This window comes from Enterococcus sp. UD-01, assembly GCF_044909655.1.
Taxonomy (GTDB): domain Bacteria; phylum Bacillota; class Bacilli; order Lactobacillales; family Enterococcaceae; genus Enterococcus_L.
The window spans coordinates 14,359-31,164 of the sequence record NZ_JBIYEU010000011.1; the positions used below are offsets into that span (position 1 = coordinate 14,359).

General features: G+C 37.2%; 17 protein-coding genes. 2 read left to right on the top strand and 15 right to left on the bottom strand.

The features are described 5' to 3' along the window. Positions 1-91: 91 nt before the first annotated feature. From ABH902_RS10120 to ABH902_RS10180, 13 genes are all read right to left on the bottom strand, one after another. Positions 92-1,333, bottom strand: a complete 1,242-nt coding sequence (locus ABH902_RS10120) for a coiled-coil domain-containing protein (RefSeq protein ID WP_404590602.1) — start codon at positions 1,331-1,333, stop codon at positions 92-94. 45 nt (positions 1,334-1,378) lie between these two features. Continuing rightward, a complete protein-coding gene (locus ABH902_RS10125) occupies positions 1,379-2,611 on the bottom strand; it encodes a DUF916 and DUF3324 domain-containing protein (protein WP_404590603.1) in 1,233 nt (410 codons plus the stop codon). A gap of 178 nt (positions 2,612-2,789) precedes the next feature. After that, a complete protein-coding gene (locus ABH902_RS10130) occupies positions 2,790-3,968 on the bottom strand; it encodes a hypothetical protein (RefSeq protein ID WP_404590604.1) in 1,179 nt (392 codons plus the stop codon). Positions 3,969-3,985: 17 nt separating this feature from the next. Beyond that, positions 3,986-4,792 carry a hypothetical protein gene (locus ABH902_RS10135; RefSeq protein ID WP_404590685.1) on the bottom strand — a complete coding sequence of 269 codons (807 nt, stop codon included), beginning with the start codon at positions 4,790-4,792 and terminating at the stop codon, positions 3,986-3,988. A gap of 44 nt (positions 4,793-4,836) precedes the next feature. Further along, the gene (locus ABH902_RS10140) at positions 4,837-5,646 is read right to left on the bottom strand and encodes a helix-turn-helix domain-containing protein (RefSeq protein ID WP_404590605.1); all 810 of its coding nucleotides are present in this window, start codon (positions 5,644-5,646) and stop codon (positions 4,837-4,839) included. A gap of 830 nt (positions 5,647-6,476) precedes the next feature. Next, positions 6,477-7,370 carry a ParB/RepB/Spo0J family partition protein gene (locus ABH902_RS10145; protein WP_404590606.1) on the bottom strand — a complete coding sequence of 298 codons (894 nt, stop codon included), beginning with the start codon at positions 7,368-7,370 and terminating at the stop codon, positions 6,477-6,479. Further along, positions 7,363-8,124, bottom strand: a complete 762-nt coding sequence (locus tag ABH902_RS10150; RefSeq protein ID WP_404590607.1) for a ParA family protein — start codon at positions 8,122-8,124, stop codon at positions 7,363-7,365. The genes ABH902_RS10145 and ABH902_RS10150 overlap by 8 nt, the downstream gene beginning before the upstream one ends. A gap of 15 nt (positions 8,125-8,139) precedes the next feature. Continuing rightward, a complete protein-coding gene (gene rsmG, locus ABH902_RS10155) occupies positions 8,140-8,856 on the bottom strand; it encodes a 16S rRNA (guanine(527)-N(7))-methyltransferase RsmG (RefSeq protein ID WP_404590608.1) in 717 nt (238 codons plus the stop codon). 247 nt (positions 8,857-9,103) lie between these two features. After that, positions 9,104-9,862: a class II aldolase/adducin family protein gene (locus tag ABH902_RS10160; protein WP_404590609.1), complete on the bottom strand. Its 759-nt coding sequence runs from the start codon at positions 9,860-9,862 to the stop codon at positions 9,104-9,106. Between the two features lie 6 nt (positions 9,863-9,868). Continuing rightward, complete coding sequence (locus ABH902_RS10165; protein WP_404590610.1) at positions 9,869-10,129, bottom strand: hypothetical protein; 261 nt, start codon at positions 10,127-10,129, stop codon at positions 9,869-9,871. An 18-nt stretch (positions 10,130-10,147) separates the two neighbouring features. Continuing rightward, positions 10,148-11,503: a PTS galactitol transporter subunit IIC gene (locus ABH902_RS10170; RefSeq protein WP_404590611.1), complete on the bottom strand. Its 1,356-nt coding sequence runs from the start codon at positions 11,501-11,503 to the stop codon at positions 10,148-10,150. Between the two features lie 123 nt (positions 11,504-11,626). Continuing rightward, positions 11,627-11,929: a PTS sugar transporter subunit IIB gene (locus ABH902_RS10175; protein WP_404590612.1), complete on the bottom strand. Its 303-nt coding sequence runs from the start codon at positions 11,927-11,929 to the stop codon at positions 11,627-11,629. Continuing rightward, positions 11,922-12,398: a PTS sugar transporter subunit IIA gene (locus tag ABH902_RS10180; RefSeq protein ID WP_404590613.1), complete on the bottom strand. Its 477-nt coding sequence runs from the start codon at positions 12,396-12,398 to the stop codon at positions 11,922-11,924. The genes ABH902_RS10175 and ABH902_RS10180 overlap by 8 nt, the downstream gene beginning before the upstream one ends. 206 nt (positions 12,399-12,604) lie before the next feature. On the opposite strand from ABH902_RS10180, the gene ABH902_RS10185 reads away from it, so the two are divergent. Together ABH902_RS10185 and ABH902_RS10190 are read left to right on the top strand one after the other, a co-directional pair. Beyond that, positions 12,605-13,363, top strand: a complete 759-nt coding sequence (locus tag ABH902_RS10185) for a DeoR/GlpR family DNA-binding transcription regulator (RefSeq protein ID WP_404590614.1) — start codon at positions 12,605-12,607, stop codon at positions 13,361-13,363. 61 nt (positions 13,364-13,424) lie between these two features. Further along, on the top strand, positions 13,425-14,369 hold the full coding sequence (locus ABH902_RS10190; protein WP_404590615.1) for a 1-phosphofructokinase family hexose kinase: 945 nt from the start codon (positions 13,425-13,427) through the stop codon (positions 14,367-14,369). 42 nt (positions 14,370-14,411) lie between these two features. Here ABH902_RS10190 and ABH902_RS10195 read toward each other — a convergent pair whose 3' ends face one another. Continuing rightward, positions 14,412-15,455, bottom strand: a complete 1,044-nt coding sequence (locus ABH902_RS10195) for a bifunctional transcriptional activator/DNA repair enzyme AdaA (RefSeq protein WP_404590616.1) — start codon at positions 15,453-15,455, stop codon at positions 14,412-14,414. A 354-nt stretch (positions 15,456-15,809) separates the two neighbouring features. Beyond that, complete coding sequence (locus tag ABH902_RS10200; protein ID WP_404590617.1) at positions 15,810-16,778, bottom strand: dimethylarginine dimethylaminohydrolase family protein; 969 nt, start codon at positions 16,776-16,778, stop codon at positions 15,810-15,812. Positions 16,779-16,806 lie beyond the last annotated feature (28 nt).

A 16,806-nucleotide genomic window follows, 5' to 3' on the forward strand; every position in this document is an offset into this window, starting at 1 on the left:
TTGCTATAAGATAAAACACAAAAAGAGGCTTATACTCATGAAACATCTTATCGTTTCTTGAAAAGCCCCTTTTTTAGTGTTTTTTTGTTATTCATATTTCATTAACAAAAATAGTATTACCGGATAGTCTCAATGTATTATCTAAAAAGTCTTTTAATGCCGCATAACCTTTTAATTTCACAAATAAGTTCTGCGGGCAGTACACCCAGTAATTAAAAATGGTCGCTTTTATAGAAACTTCTTCAATTTCTTCGAAAAATTCATCCAAATCTTCAACTAGCTCTTTGCAGCTAAGCTGATTTGCAATAATAATTTCTTCATCGCTATCTGTTTCCAACAACATCCATAAATAATTGATAAACTCAAGTTTATCTTTGAGAATTAAAAAATCCTTTTTAGGTACCAACCTTTTTTTCGTTGAATCTACATTTGCTGTAAAATAACGTAATACACTTGCTTCCAGTGATGTAACATGCCGCTGCAGCGTGTTTTTGGTCATTTTCTTTTTCGGAATAGTTTTATTCGGCTTCTGACGGATCGTTTTTCCGTTTTTAATACGCACTGCTGTATCTGCAGATACTGAGCGGTTAAATACGTAATTTGGCAGCTTTTTTCCTTGCGTACTTGCACCTGTCTCAATCGGAATTTGGTCATCAGTTAGAATCGTATTTTCTTGCTTGAGTTCTGCGGGTTCAGCTTTTATTTCTTCCACGTGCTCCTGCAAGCTACTTACACTATCTTCTGTTTGAATAATTTGATCTTGGATTACTTGATTTATTTTTTCCAGTTCACTTTTTAATAAATCACCTGAATTAACGAGAACAGCCTCATTTTTTTCGAGTCTAGCTTCCAATTGGTCCATACGTTCATTGATTTGATCATATCTTTTTAAGATTTCATCAAGCTTCTTTTGAGAGAAAGAAGCAGTTTCCCTTTGTTCGATTGCCTCAATCGGCTTCTGGGAATCGTATTCTTTCATGAATGTTTTTGCATGCTGCTTTAATTCACGAAGATATACCGAATGCGGCTGTTGAAAAAAGCCTAATGTGAAAGTCAATGCAACCAATTCATTTGGCGTAAAAACATTGATTCTGGTAATCTTTATATAGTCGTTTTTTCTAGTCCAGTTTTCTTGGAACTCAACTGCAAGCCACTCTATATCCTTTAAGGTTTGAATTTCTTCTTTGAAGACTAACCTACAAGTCAAATACGCTTTATAAGGAACAGCTATCTCGTTTTTAAAAATTTCTATGCCTAATAGTTTAGGATTAATTTTTTGATGGATGCTGTATTTTTTTATTTGCTTTTGAGGCGTGCGTTCCGTTTCTTTCATGTTCTCCAACTCCTAAAATCTCTGAACTGGAAATCCTCTTTGTCATTATGATCTTTCCGGCCTTTTTTTCACTTTGCGTTTTTTCTTGGTTTTTTTCATATTGTCGGTTTGAGGATGGCCTTTTTTCTTTTTTACAGGCTTGTTCTTCTTTGGCGAATTTGGTTTAGCTTTAGGCTTTGGTCTAGCTTTCTTTTTCTTAAGCTTTTGGCTTTGTTCGTATTTTTTTCTTTGACGGTAAAGTTCTTCTGCATAGCGCTTTTCTTTGCTGCGACGTCTAATCAATACAACAAGTAATACCAACAGTAATAGTGACAATGTCACTGTACAAATAATGATATAAACATCTAAGTTATCTTTTGAGGCATCCACTGCAGTCGATTTAGCAGTTTTTTTCTCCTCATCAGCCATAATTTTAAATTCCTGATCCCAGCTCCAAGTTTGGCCGGTTTCTTTAGAATTCGCGGATATATGAATGTCATAATCTCCAGCTTGAAACGGCTTATCCTCATGCTCGATGATAAAATCAAAGCGTGAATTAGGCGCCATTCGATAACCAGAAACCTCTGCTTGATAATAAATAGCATTCTCATCTTTTTTGGTGATTTCTGCTGTAAGCTCAATATCGTCCAAAGTCATGGCCTGATCATTTCTAATCGTGGCTTTTATCACGTTTTTTTCAGATTCTTTAGCTGAGCGAACCTCCAAAAGCTCCAAGTTAGCTGCAACTGGTTCAGCTGTTTCTGTCAATTTCACTGCTATCGTGTAAGACTTTTTCCCCTTAGAATCTTTTTGCTCTGCATTCTCAGGGTTCGACAATAAAACCTTGATGCCGCCCAACACCATACCATCAAACTGCTGCTCCGGCATTTTCAGATGAACAACTGCGGTTTTTTTTTGCTTGGCCGGTATCGTAAGCTCTGACTCTGCTTCAGCTATATCCGTTAAAGACAATTTCAAACTTTCTTCTCTTTCAATCGTTTGCCAACGATCTGTATAATCTATATTTCCCTTATCATTTGTTGTAGCATCATTAATTTGAATGGTCACTTTTTGATCGTTTTCAGAAGTATTCGTTAATTCAAGCTTTAAATCCTGATCTTGCCCAGGCGACATTCTAAGATCAAAATATTCAACAGATGGATTAAATTGATTTTGCGGCAATATCGGATCTACTAAAACGTCCCATTCTTCTGCAAAAGCCTTATGAGGTATAAACGACAACACAAAAAAAATGATTGTTACAAAAATCATACGAAAGATTTTGTGTCTATTCTTCATTGCATTCTAAGCTCCTCCAATATATTAGAATGGCGAAAACTACTAATAGCTGTGGCTATCTTTTAAGCATAAATAAGCGGCCTTGTCATCATTCATACGCGAATTTATTTCGTCAGATTATATAAATGGTCGGGAAAACAGTGTTTCCCGAACCTTAATTGATTGATCTATTTCCGACTTAATTATCTATACTTTCATTATCTTCTTCGCGGAGTACAATCTTTTCCAGCAAATGATTCTCCCCTTGAATTAGGTCAAAATAAGCGGCTTTATTCAACAAACTATCATAATCCATTTTCATAATCCGCACATAAGGAGAACGGAACCAAGTTCTTTTTTTAATTTTTATTCTTGATTCAATCAATTTACATTCATCTAAAATAAGGTAAATTTCATTTGTGGAAACGGAATCTTTGAAGCTTCTGACCTGTTCTCTTTCATACGTCAGCAAATTTTCTGAGATAGTCATTTTTTCGGTTTTTGTCATTAAATCTTTATTCATCAACCATGACTGCTCCAAAAATTTAGCTTTCTGGATTAATTGAGAATATTCCCGCAAGTCAATCTTAAGAACACGATCCCATTTATCATTGTTGTCAGTAGTTGATTTACTGAGCTCTTTGATTGCTCGGGACAGATTCTGACGTTCCATCTGATCAATCACAACCTCCAACTTTTGATTGGCAAGCTGTAATCGTTCTTTTGCATATCTTTCTCGATTGACCGTTTCTTTAATTTTCATTAATTGACTATCTTTACTAGGTGTTTTTTTGAATTCAGTCACTTCAGCCTTCTTAGTTTTTTTAACTTCTTTCGGTTTTTCGACGACTTCCACTTCAACGACTTCTTCTTTTGGTTTTTGCAGCGGTTGAATGAAACGGGAAACCAATTGTTCAATTTCCTCAACAAATACTTCCAAAATATCCTCTCTATCAACAGCCAATTGTTGTTTTAGCGATTGCTGCAAATTAACCATAAACGGAAAACCTGATTCTCTATAAGCAATAGGAACAAAATCAATATAATAAACTACTCGATTATCTTCTTTTTCTTTAGAACCGCCTATCCAGGCAATTTGCGGAAATGTTTGGATTAGTTCTTCCAACAAGGCAGACCAGTTAAGATCTACAAAATCCAACGTAATTTCTACATGCTTAAAGAATGAAATAATCGTATGAAATTCTTCGAAATATTCCTCTACTTCTTTATAGGGATACGGAACACCAGGTTTTCTTTTTTGAAAGATTTCCTCACAAATATAATAAATGTCGCGTAACATATCATCGTCAAAAAGGCGCTCACCTACAGCTGGAGAAGCGGCTTGGTAAATGTCAACCATAATATTTTGATAAACCACTTCATGAACCCCTTCCCTTAATCTAATGATTGGTCAGCTAGTCTGCTGGATTTGCTCAAGAGTTCTTCCATCAAGATACTTGTTTCACTTTGCAGACGCAAAATTCTATTATGATAATTTGCTGCTTCTTGATTAATCATTTTCAGTTCGATTGAAGCTTCTGAAATAGCCTTCTCCGTTTCATTTCTAGCTGCTGCCACTGTCCGGTCAGCTTCTTCGGTCGCACGATCAATGATCTGCTGTGCTTTTTCTTTGGCTTCCATCAATACTTCTGCAATCTGATTTTTCATTGCATCCTGATTTCGGGCTATTTTTTCTAATTCATTATTTCTGTTGCGTTCTTCCAATAACTGCTCTTCCAGCTGCATCTGCAGGTCATTTGCTTTACGCAGCTCGTCTTCTAATGAATGAATCTTGTCTTTAGATTGCGAGGAAGTAGTTAAACGCATAGTTAATTGATCAATTTCCTCTTGTTTATTTTCTACCTCAGCTTTTAAGCGTTCAGCCATGGTTTTTTGACGCTGAAGCTCTTTTTGGAACTGTTGATTTTCATTCGTCAAATGATCAATCACCGTAGCCTGCTCTTTTTGAATCTCTTGCTCTTGTTTTCTCAGTGAATTCTCTAAAGAGTCTCTCTTTGCAGAAGGCTCCATACGGTTCTTCTTAGCTGGCGCTAGCTCTTCTTCATACTCATCGTCTTCATCATCATACTCATCTTCGTCATCATAATCATAGTCATCTTCATACTCATCTTCGTAGTCGTCATCATACTCATCGTAAAACTCTTCATAATCATCTTCATACTTTTTTTTCTTTTTAAACATTGCCAATTTATTTCTTCCTCCCTTTTTATACGTAGTGCTTAAGTTTATACATTACCAACCAATAATTCTCTTACCTTTTCATCTTGTTGCTCGTTTACTGCTACAAATTCTTGATTTAAATAGTAACCAATTCCTTTTTTATTCAAAATGAATGGTTCAAAAATGGATGTTTTATCCATAATTTTTTGTTTGATGCGATTAATTAAATTACTCAACAAGGCCTGCTTATTTTTTTGCTGGGCATTTGTCCAAATTGCCTCACACAATGCTTGACTTGAGAAAACCTTTTGATCTGATTTAACAAAGTGTTCAAGTACCTGATATTCTTTTTTTGTTAATGGAATCAACCAATTATCAATAATCAAGGTTCTGTCTTTTAATTGAAAAGAGTAGTGTCTTTTTGTCTTCGCTGGAGAGAACGCTGATGCTCCTTCTTCAACTGGCGCATATGGATTCACTACTTTTGTTTGGCCACTTTCTGAACGACTTGTTTCTTCAAAAATCGCTGCTAACTTGCTTGCTAAATCTGTGACTGAAATTGGGTACCGCACAAAAATGACATTACTATTGTTTAGATACTTGCTTTTGTTAATCTTTTCAGCCTCAAAGGTTAAAACGACAATCGGCTTATCCAACAATGCCAGATTGTCTAAAAATGATTCCTTCAACCCGCTATACATTGACTGTTGATAAATAATTAGATCGAAATTTTGCAGAAAATAAAATTCCTTATCTTTAGGTTGAGTCAATATGTCTTTTGATACCATAATTTCATAATCCATATTTAATAGACTATTTTGTAGTAATCCGTTCGCACTTAATGTGTCTGTTAAAATAATAATTTTTTTCCTCATTATTTGAGAACCCTCCTTTTAGTATTTGTAAAAACCAACCATTCCTTTTAAAAAAAATTGTGAAACTTAAAATTCATAAAAAGTAGGAATTTCCTATTCTTATATAAAATAAGAAAAATATACCTTATTATTTATTAAATAAGGTATATTAAAGAGATACTGACGGCTGGATGACGGTTGAAAATAAACAAATATAAGATTTTTGAAATGTTAAAAATAATTTATTTTGTAAATTAAAAGAATAAAAAGTGTCGCACATTTCATTTATTTTTACACATTTTGAGTGAAAATAACGTTTTTCTTTTGACGGTTCATTTGACGGCGTAAAATAACAGGGGAATGTATCAAGATTATCTCGTTATAACTAAATTCTCAATATAAGGATGGCTTTTTTTGGATTTCAATAATATTATTATACTTTATTGTTGATATGGATAATCTAAATTGGTTTGTTTTATTATAATTGATTCTAATAAAACATTAATATAAATATATAGTTATTTTTTTATTCCGCATTGACATGTCCAAATTGATTATTGTATACTCGATATGTGAGTACTATATTGTTGCTATCATAGCGCTATAATATACATAAATTTAGACAATTCTAGTTTTTTCTTATTTTATATAAAAATAAGAAATTCCGAGTTATTTTTATATAAAATACCATTTTTATTGATTTTTATTTTTAGTGGCTCATCTAGAAATAAATTGCTTTTTTTTCTAAAATGTATCAATATTATTAACAAAGATGAAAAAGAACGATTCATTCTATCAAAAGTTAATTGATAGAATGAATCGTTCTTTTGGTTTATTAATATAGAAGTAACTTATTCTTCGTCAAAGTGAATCTCTAAAATATCTAAAATTCTGGCTAAATCTGATTGGGATAGGTATTCTATTTCAATTTTCCCTTTGCCTTCTTTTTCTTGAATGGCAACTGTTGTGCCAAACTTGTCCATTAGCCGATCTTCACTTTCACGGATGTAATACGGTTTTTCTTTTAAGATCTTCTTGTCTTTCTTAAGTGCTTTTTTGCCTTGATTTTCATTTAAATCATTAACAATCTGCTCTAGTTGACGAACCGTCAAGTTTTCTGCGACGACTCTTTTGGCCAAAGTCAAAATCATGTCCTTGTCTTTTAGCCCAAGTAAGGTTCTGGCTTGCCCCATTGAGAGGGTTTCGCCCTGCACCATTTCTTTAACCTGTGTAGGCAACGTTAACAAACGCAAGTAATTGGCGATATAAGGACGGCTTTTGCCTAAACGTTCTGCCACTTCGACTTGTGTCAGCTTTAAGTTTTTCATCAGCATGTCATAAGCTTCAGCTTCTTCTAAGGGATTTAAGTCTTCCCGTTGCAAGTTTTCTAAAACAGCAACCTGCATCATCGCTTCTTCATCAAATTCACGAACGATCGCCGGAATAGTTTGCTTTTCCGCTAATTTTGATGCTCTAAAGCGACGTTCACCAGCGATGATTTCGTAGCCCTTTACAGCTGATTTTCGTACAATAATTGGTTGAAAAACGCCTGATTGCTGGATCGAATTCGCTAATTCCTGTAATGAGGCTTCATCAAATGTTTTTCTCGGCTGATAAGGATTCGGCCGCAGTTCATTCAAAGGGATTTCGATGACTTCCTCTTTTTGAACATCCACATCTTCTAAACTAGCAAAATCTTGAAACAATGCGTCAATTCCTCTTCCTAAACCTTTTCCTTTACTCATTATCCAACACTTCCTTTGCTAGTGCTTGGTACACTTCGGCACCACGTGAACGAGGGTCATAATCAATAATCGATAAACCGTGACTCGGCGCTTCTGATAGACGTACATTTCTAGGAATAATCGTATCGTAGACTTTTTCACGGAAATACTTGCGGACTTCTTCAACGACTTCAGCACCAAGATTCGTACGGGCATCATACATCGTCAACAGCACACCTTCAATACGCAAATCCGAATTGAAATGCTTTTGCACTAAACGAATCGTATTCAACAGCTGACTTAATCCTTCCAGTGCATAATATTCACACTGAACTGGAATTAAAATAGAATCACTGGCCGTAAAGGCGTTAATCGTCAAGTGTCCTAGAGAAGGCGGACAATCAATTAAGATAAAATCATAACTGTCGCTAACTTCTTCAATTGCTGCTTTTAACCGAGTTTCTCTAGCCATCATTGAGGTTAATTCAATTTCAGCTCCCGCCAGCTGAATCGTTGCTGGTACAATGTCCAGATTTTCTCTGCTGGTTTGCTGAATCACTTCTTTAATTGGTTCTTCGTTCACTAATACATCATAAACGTCTGTCGCAACATCGGGCTTGCGTACGCCGATACCGCTTGTTGCATTTCCTTGGGCATCAATATCAATTAATAAAACTTTCTTTCCATAATAAGCAAGGCAGGCACCCAGATTAACAGTGGTCGTTGTCTTACCGACGCCGCCTTTTTGATTTGCTACAGAAATTATTCGCGCCATTTGTGTCCCTCCATCTTATTTGATCGGTTGTTTATTTGGCAAACCGGGTTTTCTCGGATATTTTTTCGGGGTTTCTTTTTTCTTTTGAATCACAACAATATGTCGTTCGTCGTCGGTGATTGGCAGAGTAAAAGAAACTTCTTTTTGAAATTTACCGCCCAAAACAGCAATAGCAGGCTTGGCTTCAGTAATTTCTTCTTCACTTTTTGCCGCTTTCAACGCTAAGAAAAAGCCGTCTTTTTTCACCAAAGGCAGACATAACTCACTCAGCACGTTCAAACGAGCTACGGCACGAGCAGTCACATAATCAAAAGAAGCACGAAACGCTGCTTGCTGTCCAAAGGTTTCTGCACGGTCATGATACAAAGAAACCTCTTCTAATTCTAATGCCTGAACTAATTCATTCAAAAACGTGATACGTTTATTTAAGGAGTCAACAATCGTGACTTTTAATGTTGGAAAAACAATTTTCAATGGAATACTAGGAAAGCCGGCACCGGCACCCACATCACAAATTGCCTTATTGGATGCAAAATCCTCAAAGAACGCCAACGAAATCGAATCATAAAAATGCTTTAGGTATACTTCTTTTTCTTCAGTAATTGCTGTCAGATTCATCTTTTCATTCCACTCAACCAATAATTCAAAATAGCGAGCAAACTGCTTCATTTGATGATCAGATAGCTGAATGTCTTTTTGACTTAGTAATTGTTTAAATTCTTCAGGTGTCATATGTTTCCTTCCTTGTGTGAAACAGAAAATGTTTCACAATAGTCTTTCCTTACTTTAACGCAAATAGAACGATCTTGCAATATTTTTAGCAAGATTTACAGGAGTTATTAAATTTTTTCTTCCTATTATATAATACTGAAAATCTCCTCATGTTTGTCGGCTGCGAAAATAAAAAAGTGACCGAAAGATAGCCCAGCAGGCTTCTTCCAGTCACATGTATCTGAATCATCAATGCACAGCAGCTATCTCAATCGCCGCCTGCATTCATTTTAATTATTTGATTGTAAATCGGCACATGATTCACTAATTCGTCGACTGTTCCAATCTTGACGCCTTTAGAATAATAACCATCCAAAATACCCAACTTTTGGAAAATTGTTTGCTTATAAGCGATCTCCGCATTCCACTCCACAGTATCAAGAATAGCCAGCGCCGAGTGAATCGCTTCTATACCAGAGGCGCCGCCTGTTGTAATTAATACGCCATGGCTATCCAATAAAAATTCATGGGGCAAGGCTTTCCTTGGCATCGTTTTGATATGATCGCTGACGATTTCTGCCAGCTCTTCGGAACAATTCGGTTCAAAATCCAACACTTCAATATATTCAACTTTTTGTGTCGCTTCTGTCAAATTCGGCATATCTAAGCCGCTCGTCGCCCAAAACATACTGTTTGGTGCATGTGCATGCAATACGGCTTTGATTTCTGGATTAGCATCGTAAACTGCTTCGTGCAAATTAATTTCACGCGTAAGTCCACCTTCTCCAGCTAGTACTTTTCTGGTATGAGGCTCGACAACTAAAATTTGCGAAGGAGATAAATGCCCTAAATAAGCCTGTGACATCATAGTCGGCGTCATAATGATGTATTCTTTCCCGGCTTCATCTGTTACCTTAAAGGAAAAATTCCCGCCTGCAACATTCGTATTTTTCCGTTCAAAGATTAACTGAACAATTTTTGCCATATCTTCTCTTTCACGTTCAAATAAAATTCTTCCATCTGCCATAATTATTTACAGCTCCTTTTCCTTTTTAAATAACCGACCTGTTCGAATTGTTTTCTTTGCAGCCTCTTGAATAAGTTGATACTCCGCCAGTTTTCGCTTTTTCCGTTCATCGTATTCTTTAAAAAGAACCGTACGTCCATTCTTATAAATGTAAAAAGAAAGAGCAATAACGAAAAAATACATTGGGAGACTATCTATTGCCAACGCAGTGAAAAACAGCAGATTATCTATAAAAAACAGCAACAGCCATTTTCCTTTTAACGTCATATGCTTCACTTCCTCTCTTTATTCACTCGCGTTTTCATAACGGGCACTTGGTACTGGTTTTTTCGCCATATATTTATAAAGCCAAACAAACATCGCAATAAAAAGAACAAAACCGACAATCGCTAAAACATTAAGATTCGCTGCTTCTGCAAATAAGATCCGAAATTCCGGCCCTTCAATTGAAGACCAGGTAATACTGCCGCCTTTTAAATCTACCGCACCGGTTTTTTGAGCTAATCCTGTTAGCACCGGCGCAAAGTAGGTCGCGCTATATAAATAAAGCGGTGTGTAAATAATCCCTAAAGTAATCATGCGGTATAAATTGCCACCCGTTAGCAGCAGTCCACCGACTGCAATCGAATAATTAATAATACCAGCAAGCGGCAGGACTTGGTTTCCCGGCAAAATCATGGCATATCCTATAAAAATCGGAACAAGAATAATCGCTGTCACCCAAATTTCAGAGCGACCTGCCAAGACTGGCCAGTCCAGTCCGATATACACTTCTCGATCCTTAAAGCGTTTTTTCATCATTTCAGACATAGCATCCGCTAAAGGTGAGAGTGACTGCATAAACATTTTGCTAATCATCGGGAAAAGAGCCATCGCTGTCGCTACTTTAATACCTAAATTCAAAGATCCTGATACACCATAAGCTGCACCAAAGCCTAACAACACCCCGATGATGAAGCCCATTACACTGTTTTCAGAAAAAATGCCGATTTTAGCTTTTAAAGCAGTTGTATCTGCTTTTTTGTTAAAAAAAGGAATCTTATCCATAATCATGTTGACCGGCAGCATTAAAACAGCTGAAATATTCATTAAATGTGTTACAGTAACTAAAGGAATCCCCGTCAAATCCTGAATATGCCGCTGGAACATATCACCCATTTTCAATTCTAAAATGACTTGTACAATCGCCGCAGCAAAACCGGCAATCAGCGAGCCGCTAATAAAATAAACTAGATACGCTGTTAATGCTTTGCCCCAAACATTCCACATATCCACATTTAAGGTTTTAGTCCAATTTAACAACAGCATAATAAAATTAACGCCTAAAACAACCGCAAAAAAGATAAAGGCGTATGACCATGACCACGTAATACTCGCCGCACCTGTCCAGCCAAGATCAAGAGCAGGCAAACTGATCCCTGTGTTTTTAGCCATCGCTTCTGACGCAGGACTAACAGAATCGGACATAAACCCAATAACCATGCTCATTCCGGTAAAAGCAACCCCCAGCGTAATCGCCGACATAAATGCTTTTTTCAACGGCATGCGGGCAATCAGTCCAATAATTAAAATAATTAATGGTACAAAAATAGCTGAACCCAGATTTAATATATAATCAATCACAGATTGAAAAATTCCCATCCTCTTTCCCTACCTATCTTTATAAAATTTTGTTATGATTATTTCATAGGAAGCAGAGCCCAAAATTCTTTTTCCTATTTCATTGAGAGGTCTGGAGCATTTTTATGTTCCAGCCTTTTCTATTTATTTTCTCGTATCGCTGACAATTTGTTCGTAAATTTCGGACTCTCCCATTCCGGTTAAAAATGGGATTCCAGCATAAACACTGACCCCTAAATTTCCTGCTGCTTCCAACACCTCCTCATCTGGCTTAGCAATATAAACATATATGCTCGCCCCAGGCAATTCTTGCATAATCGACTTATAATCGACAGCTTCCACCGGATAATCAATGTGATCAGCATCAAACTTACTTTTAATCTTTTCGGCAACGGTCGTACTAGTAGCAACTCCGCTTCCACAAGCCACAATCAATTTTCTAGACATTTTTTACTTCCTCCCATTGTTTCGTCATTAATGCAAACACTTCATCCTTATCAGCAGTAGTCTGAAACGCAGCTACAAAGTCTGCTTTTTGAAACAAGATCATCAACTCCTGCAATAAGCCAACCTGTTTGGATGGCTCTTTAATACCTAAGAAAAAGACATCTCTCACCTCCATTTCCTGATTATCTCCCATTTGTCTAACCCTAATCGGCTGGGTAGTCCGAACAATATATATGAAAGGCCTTTCAATATATTCCACGTCAGCATGAGGCAACGCCAAATTAAGATATTCCGTAATTAAACCTGTCGGAAATGCTTGTTCTCTGGCTTTAATTCCTGCAAGGTAGCCTTCATTCACATAGCCTTGTGCCTGCAAACGTTTGGCAATTACTTCAAATAGCTCTTCTTCATTTTGAACCGTAACTTGTAAATCAATTAAATTCGATTGAATCATTTTTTCGATCGTCATCTTTCTCCTCCTCCGCTTAAACGAACGTAATTTTTAAATACAAAAATTTATATGTTCATTTTTGTTTATTTATGTTAAACTTTGTTTATAAAAAAAGGATACATCTTACACCAACGTTTGTCAACGCTTTCTTGTAATTGTTTTTTGTTCGTTTTACGTTTAAAATGTAATAGATAAACATTCCCGAACAAAAAAGGAGAACAATTATGTTAAAAAGAGAGCGACACACACATATTTTACAATTACTGGATGAACACACATTTATGACAGTATCCGACATTGCTCAAAAGTTGAATGTTTCTGAAATGACTGTACGTAGAGATATTAATGAACTAAGCGATTCAAATCAGCTGATTCGTTTGTATGGAGGCGCACAAAAAATCGATCGTAAAGAAAAAGAACTAGCCACCCACGAAAAAATTAATTTGCATATCGAACAAAAGGAATACATTGGCAAAATCATGAATTCTTTAATAGAAGACAATCAAGTCGTTTTTGTTGGTGCAGGAACTACGATTTTATATGCCTTGCCTTTCATTAAGAAACAAAACCTAATGATTGTTACGAATAGTTTATTGGCATTTAATTATATTATTGAGCATACTGATTATCGGATTTTGTTGACTGGAGGGGATTTTACACCGATTACTGAAGAATTTATCGGTGAGCATGCGGAACAAACCTTTGAGACGATTAATCTTGATATTGCATTTGCTGCGACAAACGGCATTTATAACAACAATGTCACCACATCCAATTATTTAGAAGGCGGTGTCCAAAGAGCAGCTTTTAAGAATGCCAAGCAAAAGATCGTTGTAGCAGACAGCACAAAATTCAATGTGAGTGATGTTTATACGTTTTACAAGCTGTCTGATTTGGATTATGTCATTACAGATGATCAGATGGATGAACAGACATTTCATTTTTATCAATCGTACGGCAAATTATTGAACAAACAACGATAACTGGGTTTAGCCTTTTCTTGCCAAACCCAGTCAATCTGGGAACTGAAAGGGAGAGGCAATAATGATTTTAACAGTTACACTTAATCCATCGCTGGATTCTATTTATTTTACTGACACTTTTGTTTTAGGCGCAATGAACCGCTGCGGTAATCCGGTCAAAGCCATCGGCGGAAAAGGGATCAATGCCGGCAGAACAGCCGCACTTTTAGGTGCTGAGGTTACCGCTGTGGGTGTTTTAGCAGGAGTAAATGGTACTGTGATCCGCTCCGCACTTGAGCAAGAGCCGTTTTCAGCTACGCATTTTTTAACTGTTGCCGGCGAGTCACGCAACGCAGTTACCGTGATGGACTCACTACACGGACAAACAGAAATCGTAGAATTAGGTCCGCAAATTACCGCGGATACTGCGCAACAAATCCTCGAGTTAACCAGTAAGCTGACAGCTGAACCAAAAGAAGCACCTATTTTGGCATTCTGCGGCTCTGTTAATACAGATAATGATCATTTATATCAAGATTATCTGGAGCATTTGGGTACTTCTTTCAAAATTCTAACCGATATTTCCGGTCGTCAATTACAGCATGTACTCGCAGGTACTGTAAAACCTTATTTCATTAAACCAAACATTCATGAATTCGCGGAATTATTAGCTATGTCGATTAAAGACAAATCAGAAGCCCTCGCTCAGCTGAATCATCCCTTATTAAAAGAGATTCCGTTTATTTTAGTTTCCTGCGGAAGTGCAGGCGCCGTAGCCAGATACCACGACCAGCTCTTCGATATAGAGATCCCGCAAATTGCCGCCATAAATCCAACTGGTTCCGGAGATGCGACTGTTGGCGGCATTGCGTTTGGCTTAGATCAAGGCTTATCTATTGAAGAAACACTCCAATATGCAATGGCTTGCGGTATGAGTAATGCACTGGAGAAAGCAGTTGGCTATATTACTTTAAAAAATGTTCATCGATTTAAAGAGCAGATTAAGGTGCAGAGAGTTTCTGTTTAAAAAAGCAAGATCAGAAGCTTCTCTTCTGATCTTGCTTTTTTTTTAATACTCCATCTCATGTTTCAATAGCCATCTTTTTCTTTCAACACCGCCGCCGTAGCCGCCGATGCTACCATCTGTTTGAATCACGCGGTGACATGGAATAATAATAGCCAGCTGGTTTGCACCATTAGCGTTACCAATGGCGCGCATGCCTTTAGGATAGCCGATATGTTCTGCCAGCTGCTTGTAAGATGCCGTTTTACCGCGTTCGATTTCGGTTAAGGCTTGCCAGACGCTTTTTTGAAAATCAGAACCGATACACAGGTATGGTGTACGAAATTGGTCCAGCTTCTTGTCAAAATATAGTCCTAACTCTGCTTTGATTTGTTCAGTAATCTTTGTTTTGCCGGGAACGATGGAGGCATTCATACGATTGCGCAGTCGTTCAATTTCTCTTTCCAAGCCGCGACGATCGACGAATTCTAATAGATATAGATACTCATCGTCGGCAATACTGATCATCGGTCCTAATAGTGTATCCAACCAATCTGCGGATAAGACTTTCAGCTCCTGCGATTGCTTGGGATTGCGTCCCATAATTTTTGAAAAAGCATCATAAAAGCCACTGGGCGAATCATAACCGGCATCCAGCTGTGTGTCGATTCTTTTTTCTCCATTTTTAATTGATTTCAATGCGATCCCCATCCTTCTTGAACGCGCAAACTGAACAAAGGTCATTCCGTAAAATTTCTTGAATTGTCTTCTGGCCGTCATTGAATGAATGCCTAATTCAGCAAAATCTTGATCCTTCCAGCGCTTTTCCGGATTTTCCTCCACAAGCTCTACCATCTTTTGTACCAACAGCGGAATTTCTCTTGGATAAGATAAGGGCTTGCAGCGTTTACAGGGACGATACCCTGCCAATAATGCAGCCTCTGCTGTTTCATAAAAAGTACAATTTTCATATTTTGGTTTTCTTGCGGGACAAGTTGCATGACAAAAAACGCCCGTTGTTTGAATGCCGACAAAGAAAATGCCATCGTAGGTTGAATCTTTCTCCAGCAGTGCTTGATAGTACCGTTTTTGTTGCTTTTCACTAAACACAAGACCTCATCCTTTCCCTTAGGATCCCTCTACTTATTATACGCCAATGCTCCTCTTTGTTCCTTTAGATATGCGCTGATTTGATATGTCCATTTTAATGCCGGATTCAATTCATTTCTTCCGAAAAATGAACATCAATTTTTATTTAATGAAAGCTTTAGAACAAAAAAAGACCCGCTCTTTGGGGGAGAGCGGGAAAAGGAGTTAAAAAATGAAAAAGTGTTTTATTTGGGTTGTTTGTTTTGGTATGAGTTAATAATAACCCCTAATTGTGACCTTTTTGTGTACAAAAATAGGATTCTTTTTTACGATTGTTAGGCGAAACTCGGAATTTCTTTTAGATTTTTTAAATAATTATTCTGTTCTTAAAAATGCTTGCGTAGTACAGCGGAAGGAACCGCCAAAAATACGGGATATTTCATAATCTAACGCTTCTACTTTCACTCCGTAGCCTTCCAGCGCCATGATTAAGGTGGTAAAGGATTGATCTGTAATATAGACGGATTCATTAAGCGGTAGTCCGTTGGCCATTAGTTGAGATGCTTCTTCTAACGAAATCGTTATTTTGTCCCAATGCTCTAATTGTTCGGGCAGACCATCTAAAAAAGCCTCCTCACAATAAATCATCAGCCCTTCCCTTACCAAGCTTAATGCACAATCCAAATGCAAAATATCCGGATGTAAACGTACAGGCACTACCTCGTAATCCCAATGCTGCAATAAAGCTTTTAGCCAGTGAATACCGGTTAAATTACTGGCTAAGCCAGAGTAGCCGACAAAAATCGTTTTTCCGTAAACTAAAACATCCCCGCCTTCCAAAAAAGGACCTGTTTCAGCCGCTAAACCTTGTGATATATCAGGTTGTGGTGCCGCTAAATAAATAGCCTGTGCCTGCTCAGCTTCAGCTAACAATAGCTCTCGCAGCGGTAAAATTTCCAAGCGTCGATGCGGAAACCTTAAATTCCCTTCGATAATCAAATTCCCCACGGTGAAAAAAGGATCTCTGGTAAAGAAATTGGCATAGCCATGTCCCGATTCTTTGCCGGCAGTTTTTTCGTATTCGGTTAATAAACGCGGCCGTAGGACTTCCACTCCGTAGCTGGTTAATAAACGCAGCATTTGTTCTTTTTCATTTTCCCATCTTTTTTGCATTTCCGGATAAAGGTCTGCGATATCACCAAATTTATGTTCAAACAGAGTTAAATTTTTATCAGATAAAAAATTCGTTTCCAGCTGATCTTCTTTTGGTATATAAAATTGTGATTGTGCTAAAACGACTCTTTTTAAAGGGGCAAATTCACTCATTACAGCATTCGTTTCCATTAATTTCACTCCGTCTCTTAGTAATTTG

Coding starts and splice junctions, on each gene's coding strand:
- ABH902_RS10190 (WP_404590615.1), top strand. CDS start 13,425: ATGATTTTAACAGTTACACTTAATCCATCGCTGGATTCTATTTATTTT.
- ABH902_RS10180 (WP_404590613.1), bottom strand. CDS start 12,398: ATGACGATCGAAAAAATGATTCAATCGAATTTAATTGATTTACAAGTT.
- ABH902_RS10145 (WP_404590606.1), bottom strand. CDS start 7,370: ATGAGTAAAGGAAAAGGTTTAGGAAGAGGAATTGACGCATTGTTTCAA.
- ABH902_RS10120 (WP_404590602.1), bottom strand. CDS start 1,333: ATGAAAGAAACGGAACGCACGCCTCAAAAGCAAATAAAAAAATACAGC.
- ABH902_RS10140 (WP_404590605.1), bottom strand. CDS start 5,646: ATGAGGAAAAAAATTATTATTTTAACAGACACATTAAGTGCGAACGGA.
- ABH902_RS10175 (WP_404590612.1), bottom strand. CDS start 11,929: ATGTCTAGAAAATTGATTGTGGCTTGTGGAAGCGGAGTTGCTACTAGT.
- ABH902_RS10165 (WP_404590610.1), bottom strand. CDS start 10,129: ATGACGTTAAAAGGAAAATGGCTGTTGCTGTTTTTTATAGATAATCTG.
- ABH902_RS10160 (WP_404590609.1), bottom strand. CDS start 9,862: ATGGCAGATGGAAGAATTTTATTTGAACGTGAAAGAGAAGATATGGCA.
- ABH902_RS10185 (WP_404590614.1), top strand. CDS start 12,605: ATGTTAAAAAGAGAGCGACACACACATATTTTACAATTACTGGATGAA.
- ABH902_RS10170 (WP_404590611.1), bottom strand. CDS start 11,503: ATGGGAATTTTTCAATCTGTGATTGATTATATATTAAATCTGGGTTCA.
- ABH902_RS10125 (WP_404590603.1), bottom strand. CDS start 2,611: ATGAAGAATAGACACAAAATCTTTCGTATGATTTTTGTAACAATCATT.
- ABH902_RS10135 (WP_404590685.1), bottom strand. CDS start 4,792: ATGTTTAAAAAGAAAAAAAAGTATGAAGATGATTATGAAGAGTTTTAC.
- ABH902_RS10150 (WP_404590607.1), bottom strand. CDS start 8,124: ATGGCGCGAATAATTTCTGTAGCAAATCAAAAAGGCGGCGTCGGTAAG.
- rsmG (WP_404590608.1), bottom strand. CDS start 8,856: ATGACACCTGAAGAATTTAAACAATTACTAAGTCAAAAAGACATTCAG.
- ABH902_RS10200 (WP_404590617.1), bottom strand. CDS start 16,778: ATGGAAACGAATGCTGTAATGAGTGAATTTGCCCCTTTAAAAAGAGTC.